17 protein-coding genes are annotated in these 20,134 nt (G+C 43.3%); 6 read left to right on the top strand and 11 right to left on the bottom strand.

The window, feature by feature from the left end; genetic code table 11:
- Positions 1 to 171: 171 nt before the first annotated feature.
- Entirely contained in the window at positions 172 to 1,491 is a 1,320-nt protein-coding gene (locus tag IM456_RS11745; RefSeq protein WP_287693230.1) for a four-carbon acid sugar kinase family protein, read from the bottom strand.
- Between the two features lie 150 nt (positions 1,492 to 1,641).
- Here IM456_RS11745 and lpxA point away from each other — a divergent pair, with 150 nt between their 5' ends.
- Both lpxA and lpxB read left to right on the top strand, forming a co-directional pair.
- The gene (lpxA, locus tag IM456_RS11740; protein WP_002797088.1) at positions 1,642 to 2,478 is read left to right on the top strand and encodes an acyl-ACP--UDP-N-acetylglucosamine O-acyltransferase; all 837 of its coding nucleotides are present in this window, start codon (positions 1,642 to 1,644) and stop codon (positions 2,476 to 2,478) included.
- Between the two features lie 200 nt (positions 2,479 to 2,678).
- Positions 2,679 to 3,881, top strand: a complete 1,203-nt coding sequence (lpxB, locus tag IM456_RS11735) for a lipid-A-disaccharide synthase (protein ID WP_287693231.1) — start codon at positions 2,679 to 2,681, stop codon at positions 3,879 to 3,881.
- Between the two features lie 427 nt (positions 3,882 to 4,308).
- Here lpxB and gcvP read toward each other — a convergent pair whose 3' ends face one another.
- The 3 genes from gcvP to gatB all read right to left on the bottom strand — a co-directional run bounded on the left by gcvP (position 4,309) and on the right by gatB (position 10,996).
- Complete coding sequence (gcvP, locus tag IM456_RS11730; protein WP_287693232.1) at positions 4,309 to 7,296, bottom strand: aminomethyl-transferring glycine dehydrogenase; 2,988 nt, start codon at positions 7,294 to 7,296, stop codon at positions 4,309 to 4,311.
- A gap of 107 nt (positions 7,297 to 7,403) precedes the next feature.
- Positions 7,404 to 9,029, bottom strand: a complete 1,626-nt coding sequence (locus IM456_RS11725; RefSeq protein WP_149986461.1) for an ArnT family glycosyltransferase — start codon at positions 9,027 to 9,029, stop codon at positions 7,404 to 7,406.
- 494 nt (positions 9,030 to 9,523) lie between these two features.
- Positions 9,524 to 10,996: an Asp-tRNA(Asn)/Glu-tRNA(Gln) amidotransferase subunit GatB gene (gatB, locus tag IM456_RS11720; RefSeq protein WP_149986462.1), complete on the bottom strand. Its 1,473-nt coding sequence runs from the start codon at positions 10,994 to 10,996 to the stop codon at positions 9,524 to 9,526.
- 604 nt (positions 10,997 to 11,600) lie between these two features.
- Between gatB and IM456_RS11715 the strand changes: the two genes are divergently transcribed.
- Positions 11,601 to 13,130, top strand: a complete 1,530-nt coding sequence (locus IM456_RS11715; RefSeq protein ID WP_287693233.1) for a pyruvate kinase — start codon at positions 11,601 to 11,603, stop codon at positions 13,128 to 13,130.
- A gap of 102 nt (positions 13,131 to 13,232) precedes the next feature.
- Here the strand turns inward: IM456_RS11715 and IM456_RS11710 are convergent, their stop codons facing one another.
- Together IM456_RS11710 and IM456_RS11705 are read right to left on the bottom strand one after the other, a co-directional pair.
- Complete coding sequence (locus IM456_RS11710) at positions 13,233 to 13,919, bottom strand: class I SAM-dependent methyltransferase (protein ID WP_287693234.1); 687 nt, start codon at positions 13,917 to 13,919, stop codon at positions 13,233 to 13,235.
- Between the two features lie 389 nt (positions 13,920 to 14,308).
- Positions 14,309 to 14,503 carry a hypothetical protein gene (locus IM456_RS11705; protein WP_002738625.1) on the bottom strand — a complete coding sequence of 65 codons (195 nt, stop codon included), beginning with the start codon at positions 14,501 to 14,503 and terminating at the stop codon, positions 14,309 to 14,311.
- A 236-nt stretch (positions 14,504 to 14,739) separates the two neighbouring features.
- On the opposite strand from IM456_RS11705, the gene IM456_RS11700 reads away from it, so the two are divergent.
- Genes IM456_RS11700 through IM456_RS11690 form a run of 3 tightly spaced genes read left to right on the top strand, consistent with a single transcriptional unit; the run spans position 14,740 to position 17,217 of the window.
- Positions 14,740 to 15,315, top strand: a complete 576-nt coding sequence (locus IM456_RS11700; protein WP_125731543.1) for a hypothetical protein — start codon at positions 14,740 to 14,742, stop codon at positions 15,313 to 15,315.
- Between the two features lies 1 nt (position 15,316).
- Entirely contained in the window at positions 15,317 to 16,996 is a 1,680-nt protein-coding gene (locus tag IM456_RS11695) for a glycosyltransferase family 39 protein (protein ID WP_287693236.1), read from the top strand.
- Positions 16,997 to 17,007: 11 nt separating this feature from the next.
- A complete protein-coding gene (locus IM456_RS11690; RefSeq protein WP_002739214.1) occupies positions 17,008 to 17,217 on the top strand; it encodes a hypothetical protein in 210 nt (69 codons plus the stop codon).
- A 199-nt stretch (positions 17,218 to 17,416) separates the two neighbouring features.
- On the opposite strand, the gene IM456_RS11685 is transcribed toward IM456_RS11690, so the two are convergent.
- From IM456_RS11685 to rpmH, 5 genes are all read right to left on the bottom strand, one after another.
- Positions 17,417 to 17,911: a Jag family protein gene (locus IM456_RS11685; protein WP_046661447.1), complete on the bottom strand. Its 495-nt coding sequence runs from the start codon at positions 17,909 to 17,911 to the stop codon at positions 17,417 to 17,419.
- The gene (gene yidC, locus IM456_RS11680; RefSeq protein WP_149986468.1) at positions 17,911 to 19,059 is read right to left on the bottom strand and encodes a membrane protein insertase YidC; all 1,149 of its coding nucleotides are present in this window, start codon (positions 19,057 to 19,059) and stop codon (positions 17,911 to 17,913) included. The genes IM456_RS11685 and yidC overlap by 1 nt, the downstream gene beginning before the upstream one ends.
- 84 nt (positions 19,060 to 19,143) lie before the next feature.
- Positions 19,144 to 19,539 carry a PH domain-containing protein gene (locus tag IM456_RS11675; RefSeq protein ID WP_002763099.1) on the bottom strand — a complete coding sequence of 132 codons (396 nt, stop codon included), beginning with the start codon at positions 19,537 to 19,539 and terminating at the stop codon, positions 19,144 to 19,146.
- Complete coding sequence (gene rnpA, locus IM456_RS11670) at positions 19,529 to 19,891, bottom strand: ribonuclease P protein component (protein WP_149986469.1); 363 nt, start codon at positions 19,889 to 19,891, stop codon at positions 19,529 to 19,531. The genes IM456_RS11675 and rnpA overlap by 11 nt, the downstream gene beginning before the upstream one ends.
- A 26-nt stretch (positions 19,892 to 19,917) precedes the next feature.
- The gene (gene rpmH / locus IM456_RS11665) at positions 19,918 to 20,055 is read right to left on the bottom strand and encodes a 50S ribosomal protein L34 (RefSeq protein ID WP_002739276.1); all 138 of its coding nucleotides are present in this window, start codon (positions 20,053 to 20,055) and stop codon (positions 19,918 to 19,920) included.
- Positions 20,056 to 20,134 lie beyond the last annotated feature (79 nt).

The raw sequence follows: 20,134 nt of genomic DNA, 5'->3' as shown, positions 1-20,134 counted from the left end.
TTCTAATACACCAAATTAGCTGAAACAATCCAGTAGGGTGGATTAGCGCAGCGTAATCCACCATTACATCAATTATTGAATAACCATAGATTAGGTGCGTTACACTTCGTTAACGCACCCTACAAGAGCGGCGATCGCACTCACATCTGCTCACTGATCACTGATTGCCTCCTATTGGCACAAACGTTGATAAACTGTGGCTAAAGCTTGGACATCACCAACGTTACCCGGGAAAAGAACCACAGGTAAATTAGGAAAGAGATGATGATCGGCTGCTGTACGGACCATGGAGACACCGGGGAGAATCTGACCGAGTAAACGGGCCGATTGCAGGCTTAAACCCGTACTTAAGACATCATTAGAGGTAATTCCGCCTTTACTGATTAAAAAACTGATATCACTGGGTAAACCCTTAACAATGTCCATTAACAGGGTGGAGACGGCAACCCCAAAATCAAGACGTTTCTGCACAGAAGCAAAGGTTAACTCTTGCCGACTGGTATAGATCACGGGGGTTTGTTTATTTTTGTGAATAAGCTTGACTTTTTCCAGAGCTTGTGCTAGGAGTTGCTCTCGTTGCTCAGGACGATCGCGCAATGCCGTCACATCGATTTCGACTCCGACGGTGTTGGGTTGTTGAAGCAGTTCATCTAATTGTTGGCTAGTTTTTTTGACGTGGGAACCGACGATAATTGCCCCGGCTTCCCCCGTGGGCTTATACTTACCCATAGATTCGGGTGCGATCGGTTGAGTTCCTAAATTAGCCAAAGAAGTTAGAATACTGGCGGCACTACGGAATAAAAATTTTTTTCCCTCCCCTGCGGCGGTTAAAATATCTTCAGCAAAGCGATCGAGATCCGCTTGAGTTTCCCCATCTACCACCCCACATTGATTATTTTCGAGCTTTTGCAGTCGTTCTAAACTACCTTGACGGATATCTGCCAGTAAAAATCTTTCCACATCATCTGCTTTAATTTTACCTTGCGTTTTCTCCTCCACATAATCCGGCAGATAACTGTAATGGTAGGCAAAAACCGAATCGCGAGCGAATTCCGTCTCGTGGACGGGAGTGGGAACGCCATCGATGATTAAATAGTGAATACTATCACGGGTGATTCTCCCCCCCTCAAAAAAGGCTGGAATCAGGAAATGAGCATCAAAACCGCCCAATTCTTCGGCAATAACATCAGTTTCGATCGGATAATGCCCGCGCAGGGTAGAATCGGAACGACTAACCACCAAAAAATCCTCGATTCCCTCTTTAGTTAAGGCAGTTTTCAGGTTATGACAGACTTCTCGCGTGACAGACTCGGCTTTTTCGGGGGTTAAAGCGCGCGTATTCGTCAAAACAAAGAAAATTGGCGCATTATCTGCCAATCCCAAGCGGAGAGTATCTTCATCCCACCGCATCAATAACAGACAACTATGGACTGTTTGGGAACCTGTCGGGTCGTCATCTAAGACTATAATTTTAGGTCTATTATTGCTCATATATTTTTTATCAGGATGGGAGGGACGAAGGAACCAAGAGAATCTGGTTAATAGTTTATCGGGTTCTGGTTCCCCATTAAAGTCGTCCCCTCCGCAAGCAACCGCTATCAATCTTGATCACAATCTGTCCAATATAGGATAAGCTATACCATGATTCATACAGTGACGAAGTTGAGCGCGGGAGACTTCCCTTTGAATACGTTAATTCACCCCACTGCGGTTATCCATCCGTCGGCAAAACTTGCTCCAAAGGTTAAAGTTGGTCCCTATGCTGTGATCGGGGCCAATGTGGAAATTGAAGCTGATACAATTATTGATGCCCATGTGGTCATTGAGGGTCCGACCAAAATTGGCAAGGGTAATCATATTTTTTCCGGGGCTGTTATTGGTAATGAACCACAGGATTTAAAGTATAAAGGTGGCGAAAGTAGCGTAGAAATTGGTGATCATAACCAAATTCGCGAGTTTGTCACGATTAATCGCGCCACGGATACGGGAGAAGTTACCCAAATTGGCAGTAATAATTTATTAATGGCCTATGTTCACGTTGCCCATAATTGTATTTTGCAAGATAACATTATTATCGCTAATAGTGTCGCCTTGGCTGGTCATGTCCAGATCGAATCAAAAGCAGTTATCGGGGGGGTTTTAGGAGTACATCAATTTGTTCATATTGGCAAAATGGCCATGTTAGGAGGAATGAGTCGTATTGATCGCGATGTTCCCCCTTTTACTTTAGTGGAAGGCAATCCCTGTCGGGTGCGAACTCTTAATTTAGTCGGGTTACAAAGAGCAGGTTTTACCGATGAAGATTTAGCTTTACTCAAAAAAGCTTTTCGGATTATCTATCGTTCTAATATAAATCTTCAGGAGGCTTTAGAACAAGTTTCTCTCTTAACCGATAACCCCCATGTTCAACATCTCTGTCAATTTTTACAATCCTCTACCACGGGAGAAAAACGTCGCGGTTTAATTCCGGGAAAATAATTTCTTGATTGAGGAACAGGGTGTGGAAAGTGGGGAAGTGGGGAAGTGGGGAAGTGGGGAAGTGGGGTGTAGGGTGTGGGGTGTAGGGTGATGGGGAAGTGGGAAAAATAAATAAAAATAATCTCCTGACTCCAGCAATCCTGTCTCCTGACTCCTATCTCCCAACTCCTGAATTCTTTTATTATCAAATAATTATCCAAATGCGTATATTTATTAGTACGGGTGAGGTATCGGGTGATTTACAGGCAGCCATGCTGATTGAATCCCTTTTTAAACTAGCTAAAACCCAGGAAATTGAGTTAGAAATTTTTGCCCTAGGTGGCGATCGCATGGAGTTAGCCGGGGCGAAAATGTTGGGTAAAACCACTCGACTGGCTGCCATGGGATTAATTGAATCTATCCCCTTTATTTGGCCAACTTTACAACTACAAAAACGAGCAAAAGAGTTTTTTAGAGATCATCCTCCCGATCTGATTATTTTAATTGATTATGTGGGGGCCAATGTGGCGATCGGTCAGTCGGCTAAAAAAATTATTCCCGATGTCCCAATTATTTATTATATTGCCCCACAGGTGTGGATTTGGTCGGAAGAAAATATCCCCTCAGCTAAACTAAGGGCCACAGCAGAAAAGTTATTTAATACGGAAAAATTAATCGCCGTCACGGATAAATTATTGGCAATTTTTCCTGCCGAAGCCCGTTTTTTTGAAACAAAAGGTTTACCGGTAACTTGGGTGGGACATCCTTTAGTTGATCGTATGGCTAATGCTCCCAATCGCCAAGAAATGCGGCAAAAATGGGCAATAAAACCCCAAGAAACGGTGATCGCTTTGTTACCCGCTTCCCGTCAACAGGAGTTTAAATATCTCGTGCCGACGGTGTGCGCTGCTGCTAAAAAATTACAGGAAAAAATTCCCGATATTAAGTTTTTAATTCCCGTTCCCTTAGCTTTATACGAACCAAAAATGCGAGAATTAGTGGCGGAATACGGATTAAATGCGGTGATTATGGAACGAGATCAGACTTTAGAAGCGATTGCCGCAGCCGATCTGGCTGTGGCTAAGTCTGGTACAGTTAATCTCGAAATTGCTTTGTTAAATGTGCCGCAGGTGGTGGTTTACCGTTTAAGTGCAGTGACTGCTTGGATTGCCCGCAATATTATGAAGTTTTCTGTACCATTTGTCTCACCGGTAAATTTAGTTTTAATGCGAGAAATTGTTCCCGAATTATTACAAGAGGAAGCTAACCCAGAGAGAATTATGCAGGAATGTCTAGATTTATTATTAAATCAGCAACGTCGGCAAAAAATGTTAGATGAATACGCAGAAATCAAGGACGGTTTAGGAACAGTAGGCAGTTGTGAGCGAGTGGCACAAGAGGTATTTAAAATAGGCCTTTGTTAGGGTTAGGATCCGGTCGTCAGGAGACAGGATTCAGGAGACAGGAGACAGCTTTTTTCTCCCCGCTCCCCAATTCATAATTCATAATTCATAATTCCTACACCCTACACCCCACGGCTGCATCCAACATTTGCAGAAATATCGACAATCAGCAATTATCAGTAACTCTGAAATTGGTACAAAAATATGAACAATCGCGTGTAAGCATCCCACCGAAAAGCTAATGCGCGGGGGGTTTGGGGGCGGCGCCATGCCCCCAACGGGGGGTTTGGGGGGTAGAACCCCCCAAAAGCTTGGATTGAGTGATAAAACTGAAAGTAACACACCCAATTTTAGGAGAAAGTTTCCCTTGAAAAATCCCAAATTAGTAGATTTACAAAAATGAGATGCACCCCACCCTACACCCAGGAAAAACTCTTTGCCGCAAACCCTACTTATAAGCGTCCATACCCTCACAGGAACAAACCAGATTTCTGTCCCCGTAAGCATTATCAACCCGTCCGACTACTGGCCAGAATTTATAATCTTTTAGCCAAGAAAGCGGGTAAGCTGCCTGTTGACGGGAATAGGGACGACTCCAATCATCGGCAGTTAAAACCGCAGCTGTGTGGGGGGCATTTTTCAAAGGATTATCGTGGGGATCCATGCTACCATTAGCGATCGCTTGTACTTCTTGATAGATAGTTAACAAAGCTTCACAAAAACGGTCTAATTCGCCCAAAGATTCGCTTTCCGTGGGTTCCACCATCATTGTACCCGCCACGGGCCAAGAAACCGTCGGCGCGTGGAAACCGAAATCCATCAAGCGTTTTGCCACATCTTCCACCTCGATGCCGGCCTGTTTTTTCAGGGGACGTAAATCAATCACGCACTCGTGGGCAACCGTTCCCGCGCTACCCTTAAATAACACCGGATAGGCCGACTCCAGACGAAAAGCCATATAATTAGCGTTCAAAATTGCCACTTCTGTCGCTTTTTTCAAGCCTGCTGCCCCCATCATAGCGATATACATCCAAGAAATCACCAAAATGCTGGCACTACCCCAAGGCGCGGCCGAAATTGCGCCAATTGAGTCCTGATGCTTACCGTTAGCGGTTTCTGGGGATAATTTCGCCAAAACTAGGGAAACATCGGGTAGAAAAGGCACTAAATGGGATTTTACTCCGATTGGTCCCATACCGGGGCCGCCACCACCGTGGGGAATACAGAAAGTTTTATGGAGATTCAAGTGACAGACATCAGCACCAAAATCCGCCGGACGACATAAACCCACCTGAGCATTCATATTCGCGCCATCCATATACACTTGACCACCGTATTGATGAATCAAGGCACAAATTTCGCTAATTCCCTGTTCAAAAACGCCGTGAGTGGAAGGATACGTTACCATCAAAGCCGCTAGATTATCCTGATGCTTCTCGGCCTTAGTTTTTAAGTCATTAATATCAATATTGCCCCGAGAATCGCAATTAACCGCCACTACTTTCATACCACACATAACGGCGCTGGCAGGATTAGTCCCGTGAGCGGACTCAGGAATTAAGCAAATCTGACGATGACCTTGACCGCGACTTTCATGGTAGGCTCGGATTACCTGTAAACCGGCATACTCTCCCTGAGAACCGGCGTTCGGTTGTAGGGAAATGCCATCAAACCCGGTAATTTCCCCTAACCAAGTTTCTAACTGTTGAAAGAGCAGTTGATAGCCTTCTGCTTGGTCAATCGGGGCAAAAGGGTGTAATTTGCCGAATTCTGCCCAAGTTACCGGAATCATCTCCGCTACGGCATTGAGTTTCATCGTACAGGAACCGAGGGGAATCATGGAAGTATTTAAGGCTAGATCCTTTGTTTCCAGACGGTGCAGATATCTGAGTAATTCCGTTTCCGAGTGGTAACGATTGAACACCGGTTCGGTAAGATAGGCACTGGTACGGGTTAAATTAGCGGGTAATTCTAGACTAATTTTCTCGACTAATTCGGCTGCGGTAAAGGGTAATTCCTCGGTTGGGGCAAAAATTTGCCATAAATCCCACACATCCCTGAGACTGGTGGTTTCATCGACACTAATTCCTAGATTATTCTCATCAAAATAACGCAGATTAATCTTATGGGTTTTTGCCTTGGCGAAGATATCCTTAACTCCCGTGGATACCGTAACTTTGAGCGTATCGAAGTACGGTTCTTTCCCCACTTGATAACCCAACTTTTTTAAACCATTTGCCAATAAAGCGGTTAATTTCTGCACTCTTTGGGCGATTTTCTTGATTCCTTCCGGTCCGTGATACACCGCGTACATGGAAGCAATCACCGCTAGTAACACCTGTGCGGTACAAATATTACTGGTGGCTTTATCCCGGCGGATATGTTGTTCGCGGGTTTGCAAAGCTAAACGCAGTGCGGGTTTACCCTGACTATCCTTCGATACCCCGACAATGCGCCCCGGAATACTGCGTTTATAGGCATCTTTGGTGGCAAAATAGGCAGCATGGGGACCCCCATAACCCAAGGGAACCCCAAAGCGTTGACTGCTACCCACGGCAATATCAGCCCCCAATTCGCCGGGGGGAGTCAACAGGGCTAAACTGAGAATATCGGCGGCAACGGTGACTAAAGCCCCATTTTCCTGCGCTTTGGCGATAAATTGCCGATAGTCATAAATTACGCCATCGGTGGCTGGATATTGTAATAATGCGCCAAAAATCGGCGTTTGAAAGTCAAAGAGACGATGATCCTCGATAATAATGTCAATACCTAAAGGAATCGCTCTGGTTTTAACAACTTCAATCGTTTGGGGATGGCAACTACTGGAGATAAAGAAAGCATTGGCTTTAGTTTTACACAGTCCATAACTCATGCTCATCGCTTCCGCGGCTGCTGTTCCTTCATCGAGGAGGGAAGCGTTAGCAATTTCCAGACCGGTTAAGCTAGTGATGAGAGTTTGGAAGTTTAAGAGAGCTTCTAAGCGTCCTTGGGCGATTTCCGCTTGATAGGGAGTATAGGCCGTGTACCAACCCGGATTTTCTAAGATGTTGCGGAGAATTACCGGCGGGGTGATACAGTCATGGTAGCCCATGCCAATAAAGGAGCGAAATACCTGATTTTTGGAGGCAATAGCTTTTAATTGGGCAAGAGCGGCGTATTCACTCAAGGCAGGTGCTAGATTAAGGTTTTTTTGTAAACGAATTCCTGACGGGACAGTTTTAGCGATTAACTCCTCCACGGTAGCAACACCCAAAACCGCCAGCATTTTCTCTATTTCCGTCTCCGTCGGCCCAATGTGACGGTTAACAAAGCTATCGGTACAGTCTAGCAGGTCTTGCAGGTCAGCAGGAGCGAATTCCTCGGTTTTCTCGGCCGTAATTGACCTATTTAGCATATTAATCTCGGTTTCAACAATTACAAAAGTGTTGCGTTTCATCGCTAGGGGTGATTTTAACGCAACTTGTAAAATTTTTGTAATATTTGAAGCCAGCAAGTTAAAGTCTCAGCTAATTTGCTATCGACCTATGCACAAAATTAACCTCACTACTGCTTCGTCACCAAAAACCAACCGGAATCCGTGGATCCGATCGCCTTTAATCCTTCTAAATCAGTAGCTTCTTTAGTTTGACGATCGATAATCAGGTAAGGTTGCTTGTGACTTTGCCAATGATTGATTAATTCTTCGGCAGCAAGGGGAAAAACCCGACGACCACTATAAAAATTTAATGAGGGGCGCTCGTAGGCAAAAGCAATATAAACAGGGTGATCGGCCGGCACATATTTCTGCACTAAACTCGCCACCGGTTTGACGGGGAAATTCTCATTTAATTCCCAGATCCACAGGGGAGAATTGACAAAAATAAACAAAGAAACCAACATTCCCCAGAGTAAAACCACGCTGAATTGTTCCGAGCGCCGAGCTAACAAAATCGCCGTTGTTACCATGGTCAGGGAAAGTGACAATAAGGTTAAAAGAATTAAGGGATGGAGCGGTTCGATAGGGGCAAAATTACCAGGGAAATAGGCCATTAAAGCTAATAAACCCGTCACAACGCCGATAATACCCAGAATAATTGACCAGATTGGATTATAGGTGCGATCGATGGGAAGATTACCCACCTGCGCCAAGGCATAACCGGCCGCTAAAGCCAAGGCCGGATAGATCGGCAGAATATACCAAGGCAACTTGGTCGCCATTACCGAAACCACCAACAGATAAACACCCGTCCAAACTAACAGTAACTTCGCCCAACTGTAGAGATGTTCCCGACGGGCTAAACGTAAACCCCAAACCGAGAAAATTAACCAAGGCCAACTATATTTAAGAATTTCCAGCAGATAATACCAAAACGGTCCGCGATGATCGTCCAGATGGTCACTAACTCGCTTTAACTGTTGAACAAAAAGGGAATCGAGAAACTCCCGCTCGTAGTGCCAAAATTGGGCGCTATACCAAGCAAAAGCGGGGGTTGCTCCCAACAACCAACCCGACCAAAAATAGGCAGAAGTTAATAACCGGGGGGTATCCCAGAGCAGAAAAATCAAGCCGATACCCGCCAATAATAGCCCCATAATCCCCTTAGTCAGACAAAGGAGGGCAAATCCTAACCCCGCCCCCAGAGACCAGCGTAAATCGCGCCGTGAGCGCAGTAAACCAACAAACATCAGCATTTCAAAACACAATACCGCTCCATCCAACATGGCTAAACGGCCATGGCGCACCACCGGCAAAAGAGTTAGATAGATCAAGGCCGATAGTAAAGCCGGCAAACGAGCGGGAAAAATTTCTCGACCGAGAAGGTAGAGGATCGGCACCGATAAAGCTGTAAAAAAAGCGGGAATTAGTCTAGTATTGGCCTCATTGATGCCCCAGAAATGGTAGGTTAGACCAATCAAACTGTGAATCAAAGGCGGTTTATTCAGGTAGGGATCACCCCAAAAACTGGGAAATAACCAGCGCAATTGTTCCAGTGGGGTTTGGCTAATTTCCTTGGCCACCTGAGCGATGGTCGCTTCATCCCAATCCCGCAAGGGTAAATTACCTAATCCCACTAGATAGATAATTAAGGCCGCTATCAATAATCCCAGTAAACACAGAAATTCTTTAAAATTTTCTCTCTGACGCAATTTATAACTAGAATATCCCCAAGCAAATTTTTGACGGTTCATAAGCTGTTTTATATTTTAAATTTCAGGGGCTAGGGATGGGGAAGTGGGAATTATGAATTATAAATTATAAATTATGAATTATGAATTGGGAGCATCTCATTTATGCAAGCGAGTAATTATACTTGTCCCTAAAACTGTTTTCTAGCAAGGCTTTCAAAATAGCTTGACATAAAACCTGATTTAGGGGTTACAAAGGTGAGATGCTCCCTATGAATTATGAATTGGAGAGAGGAGAGAGGGGAGAAAAAAGCTGATGGCTGACGGCTGACGGCTAAAATGATAACTGATTACTGAATATAAGGCTCTTCGGTTTGTCTTATGCAACGTACAGGGTTATAAGGAATGAAACTCTTATAGAGAAAGACATTTGGCGATTTTTGTTAATTGTTTTCTATCTAAAGCGAACTAATCAATTAAATCTCTTGCCAGATAAGGATTTAGTCGATTTATGCCACCCTATCGAACCATACTAAGTAACGAAGAACCGAATATAACTAACCAGAAAGTTTTTGATCTAGGATTTGGCTAGTTAATTTAGGATCGGCTTTACCGCCGCTTTTTTTCATGACTTGACCGACAAAAAATCCCTTAAGATTGGTTTTACCCGCCCGGAATTTTTCTAACTCGCTTGGATGGGAGGCGATAATTTCCTCGATCAGTTTTTCGATCGCAGAATTGTCAGAAATTTGTATTAATCCTTTCTGTTCAACCAGAGCTTTTGGTGAACCGCCTTGGCTGAGAAGTTCGGGTAAAATTTCCTTAGCAATTTTGCCACTAATTGTTCCCGTTTCAATCAGTTTAACTAATTCGGCTAAGTCTGACGCTTGCAGGGCGATTTCTGTGATCGTCAGCTTATTATTATTCAAATAAGCGGCGATATCCTGACTGATCCAGTTAGCGACTAATTTCGCATTTGCCCCCGCAATTACAGCAGTTTCAAAATATTCGGCCACGGTGCGATCATCGGTTAAAACCCTGGCATCGTAGGCGGAAAGACCAAATTCTTCTTCATAACGACGACGTTTACGAGCGGGTAATTCCGGTAATTCTTCCGCCCAAGCTTTTAACTGTTCGGGGGAGACTTCTAGAGGGGGTAAATCCGGTTCGGGAAAATAGCGATAATCGCTAGAACCTTCTTTTTTCCGCATACTAATCGTCCGCTGAGTAGCTTCTTCCCAAAGACGGGTTTCCTGTACGATCAGTTCGCCATTTTCGATCGCTTCAATTTGTCGATCGATCTCGTATTCTATGGCTTTTTGGATAGCACTAAAGGAGTTCATATTTTTAATTTCTACCTTAGTCCCGAACTTTTTATTGCCTTTTTTGCGAACGGAAATATTGACATCGCAGCGCAGGGAACCTTCCTGCATATTCCCGTCACTGATGCCGAGATAACGCACTAAACGCCGTAATTCTTGGGCATATTCCGCCGCTTCGGCCCCGGTGCGTAAATCCGGTTCCGAGACGATTTCCAATAATGGTACACCTGTACGATTAAAATCCACGAGGGAATGGGTGGAACCGGAGAGACGTTCGCTACCAGCATGAACCAGTTTTCCCGCGTCTTCTTCCATGTGCAGACGGGTAATGCCAATAATTTTGCGGCTAACTTCCTTAGTTTTTTTATCGACGATCTCGATTTCTAGTTGACCCTGTTCGACAATAGGGAGATCATACTGGGAAATTTGATAATTTTTCGGCAGGTCGGGATAAAAATACTGTTTGCGATCGAATTTGCTATGAGGTGTGATTTTACCGTCGATAGCTAATCCCAGTTTAACGGCACTGGCCAGGACTTCTTGGTTAAGGACGGGTAACACCCCCGGATAACCCAAACAGATGGGACAGACGTTAGTATTGGGGGGACTATCGAAGTTGGTGGGACAGGAACAAAATATCTTGCTTCTGGTGTTCAGTTGACAGTGGGTTTCTAAACCGATAATTGCTTCGTATTCAGTGGCAGACATATTTTCTCGCTCTCGCCGACACAGGAATGATCTGTTTAATCATTATAGTCGCGATTCTGGAGCATTCCCTCCCTTCATAAAACTTAATAATGTAGTTACTAATAACTTTATGCACCTTTAATATAGCTCAAAAAAGATAATTTATTCAACCAATGTCCGCCATTATTTTTAATTTTATCAAAGGCATAAGATTAAAGAAGCTTATCGATAATTTTTCACCGATAAACCTAGCTTTTTTAGTATCGACCACCGACCAGCGACTCCCGAAAACCAAAACTTCCCAACTCACCATGAAGATAACCGACATAAATCGTAGCAAAAATTAACTTCTAGAGACGGGATATTTGCTTAGTATAGAAACAGAGAGATTATACCCAATAACTGACCCCATAACCAGCCAAGAGCAATATAAGCCGCAAAAGTGATCATTTTCTAGGCGAGTATTGCCTTAGTAAGTAGGTGGGTGGAATTAAATATAAGATGAACGTAGGTTGGGTTGAAGCATGAAACCCAACGCCCGCTCATGTTACGCTACCGCTAACCCATCCTACAAATAATTGTGCCTCCCTACTTAATTGACGATTTTTAATTTTTACTTGATTTTATGTCTTTAACTCTCTCAGAACAACTCAAACGAGAACAATTATCCTACCCTCAAACTCTCCTCCATCATCTGCAAAAGTTACGGCATTTTGTGACAGTGGAAGGAGAGGAGAAATTGCAGCAGTGGAAAAACCTCATTGAAAAGGAGAATTTTCAACCTAGCACCCGTAATTTAGCCTATTATCTCGCCCTGAGACAAGAAGATATCCGGGATTTACAATTAGCTTTAATGCCCTGGGGATTATCTTCCCTAGGCCGGATTGAATCGAAAGTTTTACCGACCCTCGATGCGGTAATTGCCACTTTAGGGGCGGTTTGTCATCAAGAAGCCTCATTATTACCCAAACATCCCCCTTTAGAGGCATTTTTCCAGGGAGATCAACTTTTAGCCTCCCATAGCGCCGAAGTTTTCGGTCTGCCTTCCCCCCGGCGTCGGGTGCGAATTATGGTGACAATGCCGACGGAGGCGGCAACCGACCCCGATTTTATCGCTCAATTACTGCGTTGCGGGATGGACTGTATTCGCATTAATTGCGCCCATGATGGACCCAAAGAGTGGCAGGGAATGATCGAAAATCTGCGCGAGGCGGTCAAAAATACCGAAAATTTAGTCAATGGACATACCTGTAAAGTTTATATGGACTTAGCTGGCCCAAAAATCCGTTTAGAACAGATTTTAGCCCCCCAGTCCCAAACCAGACTATATCAAGGGGATTTTCTCCTCTTAACCACCCAAACGCCCCATACTGCCCATCCTCAGTATTTTCAGGCTAATTGTTCCCAACCGGAAATTATTCCCCAAATTCCCGTCGGGGCGAAAGTTTGGATTGATGATGGTCATATTGGGGCTGAAGTTATTGCCATAATGCCAGAAGGTCTTTTACTAAAAATTACCCACGCCAGGGAGAAAGGGGAAAAACTCAAAGCAGATAAAGGCCTAAATTTCCCCGATACCGTCTTAAATATCGATCCTTTGACCGCAAAAGACCGGCAAGATTTAGATTTTATTGCCCAAAATGCCGATATTATCGGTTACTCTTTTGTGCAAAAAGCCAGCGATATCGAGACACTACAGCTAGAGTTACAAAGTCGTTTGGGGGATGCTTGGCGACAAAAAGCAATCGTGGCCAAAATAGAAACACCTTTAGCCGTGAAAAATCTACCCGAATTAATCATCCATGCCGCCGGTAAACAACCTTTTGGGGTGATGATTGCCCGGGGCGATTTGGCCGTAGAAATTGGCTATCAAAGACTAGCAGAAATTCAAGAGGAAATTCTCTGGTTATGCGAAGCGGCCCATATTCCGGTAATTTGGGCTACCCAAGTCCTAGAAAATCTGGTCAAGAAAAGTATTCCCTCCCGGGCCGAGATTACCGATGCCGCTATGGCCGAAAGGGCCGAATGTGTCATGCTGAATAAGGGGGAATATATCCGCGAAGCGGTGACAATTCTCGATGATGTTTTACAAAGAATGCAGACCCACCAAGCTAAAAAAACCCCTCAATTACGCGCTCTCCATTCTTGGGTTTAGGCAGTTTCAGTTATCAGTTATCAGTCAGGAACTGTGGGGTGATGGGAAGTGGGGGAGTGAGTAGTTAATCATACTATATAAAAGCGGATTTGGGAGCTGCGGTTAAGCAAGGCTATTCTTGATTTGATCAAGAATAGTATCGGGATCGCGGATAAGTAGATGAGTTTCTTTAAACTTCTCGAAATCCCAATAGCTAAGACGACTAATTTTCTCCAAAGAATCCCAAGTCGGGGTAAAATCCTTTCGGGTTTCCAACCAGAGTACAGTTTGTCCGTGACCGGGAAAAGTCGCATAACTGAATTGAGGGAAAAAATCATGGATAGCGAAAATGACCTTATAGACATCCCCCATCCAGCTTGGATCCTTAATCTTAAGCCATTTTCTTAATCTGCGAAAGAGCCGTAAATTAGGAAGAGAGGCCAACCAACTAATCGGATAGGTATCATCAATAAGCCAGATGGTGCGGGAATGAGAGTATCGTAAAGAATTACAAAAGTCTCTAAACGTTTGCTCGAAAGTATGTAATCCATCTAAGTATATCAGATCGAATTCACCGTGTTGGGGAGCGAGAGTGGAGAAAAAAGAATCACTCGTTATCTCATAAAAAATTGAGTTCTCATTGGCATATTTTTTATGAACATCGTCCCTAAAACAGGGATCTACAGCTATTTTTTTGGGAACCTTCACCCGAATAAAAGTCCCCCCAGAGCTAACTCCAATTTCCAAATATTTAGAGGCGGAGTTAATATCTGCTAATGCGTTTAGTCTTTCAAATCTACGTTCAAGCATTGTTTTCCTTTTATGATGGTGAAGTTAACGGTATTCCGACGGTTATAGTCGGACAAAACATATGTGTAAATCAACATTATTACTGGCAGAATAATGTCTCCTCTTGATATCGACAGGGTACTTATCCATGACTATAGAGTTTACCAGTATCATGAGGTACGCTCACTTAAACCTTTTGTTCCCCTCCACAAAACCTGAGATTTGGTACCTCATCAGCCGGGAAATTGCTATATAGGAATTCATAGAATGGATGATAGGCCCTATTGAAATTGCCAGGTCATAAGGATAACGACTAGCGACATTATCATACAACAAAAGCTAGAAATGTCAAATCTCGCTTTAACATCTGTCCTCAAAGGGACTTGGTGACATCCAGTGTCAGAAGCAGATTAACGCATATTATTGACCGCACCACTAACCAAACCAGCGCTAACATAGCGACCATAACCATCAAGACGGTTTTGTTGAGCGATTCGGGAGGGATTATTGACGAGATCGGCAACTCCCACACCCATCATCACCACGGAGATAACTGCGATTAAGTAGTTACGGACAAAAGTTGGATTTTGGTGGCTGACTAACATGGTTGTTACCTCTCTTTCCTGTCGATAACCTTAGAATACGAGAGGGTTTGGGGTGATGTCAGTCCCATAATTCCGGGTGACAGAAGTGGAAAAAAGTGGAATCCACAGATAAGCTATGATTTTTTGTCGATTAGAATGGGTAAATAGGGAATCGGGAACAGGAAAAGGGCAATATTCGTCGTCAATCTGGTTAAATAATCAGTAAATTCCCTAAAAACTGACATATTCTCCAGAATATGACCCTAGAAACAGCGATTATGACCATAAAATTTTTCTGGCCTTTAGTTTTAGGATTATCTATTGTTATTATTGACAATGGGCAATATTTGAGAGCAGAAACGGTAACTTTGAGCGCCAGTCAACGGCAACAACTGCGATCGCTAGATGCTAAGATTATTTTACCTAACTATATCCCCCCCGGATTTCGGGCCAGCGAGATTAAAATCCTCGCAGAAGAGAGGAAAGGATACGCAATCCTCTTTGAAAATGCCGAAAATAGCTGTTTTTTGGTGGAAGGAATCGAAAACGCCAGGGGCGATGATGGTTTAGAATTAGAGGGAACCCTGGCGCTCAATTCCCCACTATTTGGAGAAGGATACTGGCTCAATTATGGTACACCCCAAGACTCGGAATTAAGGCAACAATTCCCCGAACCCGATTTGTATTCCGATTGGATGAAAATGGGAGAATATTTTTATCGTCTCAGTGGGGCATTAATTGCCCGGGAGGAGTATGATTATCCTAATTGCCGTCAAGATATTTCCCCATCGGAAGCGGTTAAAATAATCGAATCTTTTGGAGATAACAATTAAATTGAATTTATCTACAGTCATTTCTGATCTACAACAAAGAAGCAAGGAGCGGTTAGCTTGGTCTGATTTTTGCTGGTTAGGATTAGTAATAATTTTGGGACTGGTTATTAGGTTAACACAATTAACAAGCAAACCTCCCTGGACGGATGAATTTGCCACTATGGTTTTTAGTATTGGCAATAATTACCAGATAGTGCCGTTAAATCAGATAATTTCCCTCACCACTTTATTCGCACCTCTCCAGAGCAATGATCGGGCAACTATTGGCGATGTAATTAAATTAGTTATTCAGGAGGACAATCATCCACCTTTATATTTTATTCTCGCCTATCTCTGGAATAAATTATTCTTTGATCGGGGAGAATATGTATCTTTAGAAGGGATGCGATCGCTGGCAGTATTTTGGGGAGTTATTTCGATTCCTTTAATTTATTTTATCAGTAAATTGGTCTTTAAATCAGGCTCGATCGCTTTTATAGCGGCGATTTTAATGGCGGTTTCTCCCTATGGGGTTTTTATCTCCCAAGAAGCACGCCATTATACTTTAGCGGTTGTATTTGTCCTCATATCTTTAGGCTGTTTTCTTAGGGCAAGCGTCCAAATTATCCACCGTCAGAGAATATCCCCTACTTTGGTTTTTTTCTGGTTAATTGTCAACTGTCTCGGGTTATTAGTCCACTATTTTTTTAGTTTAACTATCCTCGCAGAAGCAATAACTTTATTATGGATTTTATTCAATCAAATCAAACAAAAAAACTTTTGGATAACTAATTGGTGGCGTTTAAGTTTAGTTTTTTTAGGTAACTTGAGCTTTATTATTATTTGGTTTATCACTTTTGTACCCAAAGATTATGGCAATCAGATGACCGGTTGGATTCAGAGAGACAATGATAGTTTTTTAGCAGTAATTAGCCCCTTTTTTCAATTGATGGGAACATTAATCACCATGCTTTCTCTGCTCCCCGTTGAATCAGAATCTTTAATAATTATCTTGATTTCTGGCGCAATAATGATCGGTTTTTTTCTCTGGATTATCCCACAATTAAAAACAGCGTGGCTAGACTCCTATAAACCAGAATTAGGCATTCTCTCGGCATTTTTTCTCAGTTCAATTGCTATTTTCTTTGTCATCACCTATCTGCTCTCGGTCGATATTACCCGGGGAGCTAGATATAGTTTTGTTTACTTTCCCTCGGTAATTTTAATTCTGGCAATTTTATTAGACAATTGTTGGCAAAGGAAGCATCAAAAAATCGTAATTATTGTAATTATCATGGCTTTAGTTAGTTCCCTAAGTGTTACTTTTAATTTAGGCTATCGTAAGTATTATCGCCCAGATAAATTAGTTACCACCATCGAAAATAATAGCCGTTATCCGTTAGTAATTGCCACTAGCTATAGGAGTTTGGTGCAGGTGGGAGAAATGATGGGAATTGCTTGGGAATTTAACCAAAGATTTCCCGACAAAAACCCTAAGTTTCTCTTAGTCAACCCAAAACAAAAGCCAAATTTTAATCTGCCATATTCTCCCCCTTTTGAATTATGGCTAATTAATTTCCATTCTTCAATAGATCTATCGGACTGTCAACTCTCAGAGTTATCCTCCAATTATGTAACAGGTTATGAATATCAAAAGTTTCTCTGTGGGCGATCGATGGATTATAATAATAAAGTTAAGTAGGGCTATTAACTATGATTATTTGGGTAAATGAACAGATTGACCCCTGCGGTTTAGTACAAGCTTGTATTGCCTGTCAAGACGAACAAGCGGCAAAAGATTGTCATCAAAGTTGGTTAACCAGTCTTACGGACGAACAAAAACAAGCGGGGTGGGTAGCAGTTTTAAGAACCGTAGAATCTTGGGATGATGTACCTGTAAATGCTCTGAAGTTAAGTTATTAACTATAACTAGGGTTTGCGGCAAAAAGTTTTTCGTGGGAAGTGGGAAGTGGGGACAAGGGAGCGGGTTTTTAAAGCTGGATTAGGAGTTAATCGCACTATTAACAACGTCAATCGATGACAAAAATTTGGCTGGCAGAGCTTTTAGAGCAAAAACAGGCGAAAAAATGCAAGAGGGCGGGTTTTACCCCACCCTTTGGTCTTATTTTAAACGAATTACTAACCGGCGATCGGGTTCCACGCCGCGACTTTCTGTGGTTAAATCGTTTTCTTCCTGAAAAAAGGCATGAATTTGGCGACGTTCTGCCGAAGATAGGGCTTTTAATTCTATTTCCTGCCCTGTTTGCCGCACTTGCGTCGCCGCTTGATTCACCCAGTCGAAAAGTTCTGCCTGTCTTTGTTGACGATAGCCATTGATTTCGACAATATAGAACTGATGTTCTGCCGACTCGACACCAATATTTAGAATCGTATTAGCTAGGGATTGAATCGCATCCAGTCCCTCACCCTTGTTAGCGAGGAGGAGTTCCACTTGTTGGGGACTCAATTGACTGCTATCAATAATTAACCAACAGGAGGAAGGTCCAGTTCCCAATTCCTGCACACCAATCTGGACATCTGCGGGCATGGCCATCAACTTTAGCAGTTTTTCCAGCCATTGTTTAGCTTTCTCGCTATTTTGCTCCCATATACTCATTACGATGTTTTTTCCTTTTTCTTGCTAGAACGTTTTTCAAAGGGGAGAGCATCGCGGGATTTTTCCGTTTTTTCCTGTTCCGCTACCAATTTTTGCAGGTTTTCCGGTAACGGTTCCCGCATCAAAATCACCGTTTGAATAGTTTGGAAGATGTTCGCGGTTAAGATATACATCAATACCCCCGCCGGTAAGGGGAAAAACAGGAACATCATACTAAAAATTATCGGGGTGATTTTATTCACCGTTTGCTGTTGTTGGGCTGCCCCCCCCGAAGGCGCGCCGGCGCCGGATAACTCTTGGTTAACATAGATACTAATACCGAAAGCGATCACCATCGCCAAGATATCCCAGTGAATTTCACCATCCGGACCGGTTGCCCCAATTCTTCCCAGGGCCTCAATAAAGAGAAAACCCGTATTAGCGGCAATCCCCGGCACGATAACTTTAATACTGGCATCTCCGGGGGCTAAAGCGACGATGGAACCGTCTTCATTAACTTGCAGGAGTTCTTGACCTTTAACCACCTCGTAGGTCGGTTTTAGGTTATTTTCGGGTACTTCCGTGGCTAATTGGCTTAAAGACTTGCCCTGGTCGTTTTGCAGGTCGATTTTTACCTGTTCTCCTGGGGCGATTTTATTGCCTTGGGGTAAAAAAGCGGTGATGGGATAGTGGAGAGATTCGTCAATATAGACGTTTTGGGGTTTGGTGGCATAGGGTTGGCGCTGCACGAGGGCGATTTGTTCGGTTGGCAGCACTTGTAAATCGACGGTGTAGTTAATGTCCGAGAAGGGGGAACCCCGCAGAGTGGCAAATAAGGCCAAAAGAATCGGCATTTGCAATAACAGGGGTAAACAACCCGCTAGGGGATTGCCCAACTCCTGCATTAATTTGCCCATTTCCTCCTGTTGTTTTTGGGGGTCATTTTTGTAGCGTTGTTGAATTTCTGTCTGTCTTTCCTTCATTAAGGGTTGAGTGATTCGCATTTTTCTCATGTTGCGAATCTGACCGGCGCTGAGGGGAAAGACGGCAAATCTCACCACCAGCGTTAAAGCAATGATGGCGAAACCGTAACTATGCACAATCCGAAAGAAAAAATCTAGGATTGGCAACATGATATTTGTGGAAATAAATCCGACTCCAAAATCCATGGGTTTAATCTATGCCTTCTCGTTTAATGGGGTTGCACTGTAACAAATCTAATTTATCGAATCTCGGCGATCGATTATTTTGTTTTATTGACTGATGATCGATTCTAGGGGACGACCGGTTTTATCGGCGACTCTTTCGGCAATATAGTCATGAATTTCCCGGAATTTCGGCATCGCGCGCATTTCTAAACGACTTCTATCCTTGAGAGTTACGACAATATCCCCCCAAATACCAATTCCTCTCGGCATTTTTGCCACTTTTGCCACTTCTGAATAGATAATATCCGTGCGATCTCGTCCCATCCAACCCCCGGTGATTGAAATCCGCCGATCGGTTATCTTATATCTTAACCAGATTGCCCGTACCACTGCCCCAACGGTCAAAGGTAAACAAATCACCGTAAATCCTAGCAGGATATTGATGATTAGGTCGCCGATGTGCGGACCCCCTTCATAAAAAGTTTCTTCTTTAATGCCCATGAATTATATTCGCCTTCACTAACAACTGCTTTAATTCTCGCAAAAAATGTTCATAATTGCACTCGATCGCCTCGGGACGGATAATGATTATCCCTCGCCATCCTGCCGCTATTTCTGGCAATAACTGCCGAATTACCGCTCGCATTTGCCGTTTTAGTCGATTACGAACCACCGCTTTTTTACTAACTTTCTTGCTAATCGAGATACCAAAACGACTGGGGAGAGGGTGATCTGGGCAAGAATCCTCTAAACTAATTAAGGTTAAGTGGGAACCGTGATAACGCCTCCCTTTTCCATAGACAGCTTGAAAATCCTGTCGATGTTTTAAGCGATGAACTTGGGGTAGTCCCACGAAAATTAGTCGGTTCCCAGAATAACCTAAACACTTAAACGATAGCGCCCTCTTTTCCGACGAGCTTTAATCACTTTGCGTCCGTTGACGCTACGCATTCTCGCTCTAAATCCGGAAGTGCGCTTCTGTTTGCGCGTGGTTCCTTCTAAAGTACGTTTACTCACTGCCGATGTTCCTCCTTAAGATAGAGTTAGTCTATAGATATAAAGACACAATTTTTAATTATAACAAAATTACTAGGAA

The sequence above is a fragment of the Microcystis sp. M079S1 genome (assembly GCF_020246425.1).
Lineage (GTDB): Bacteria > Cyanobacteriota > Cyanobacteriia > Cyanobacteriales > Microcystaceae > Microcystis > Microcystis aeruginosa.
Note: the sequence above shows the minus strand (reverse complement) of the source record. Positions and strands in the feature narration are given on the sequence as shown.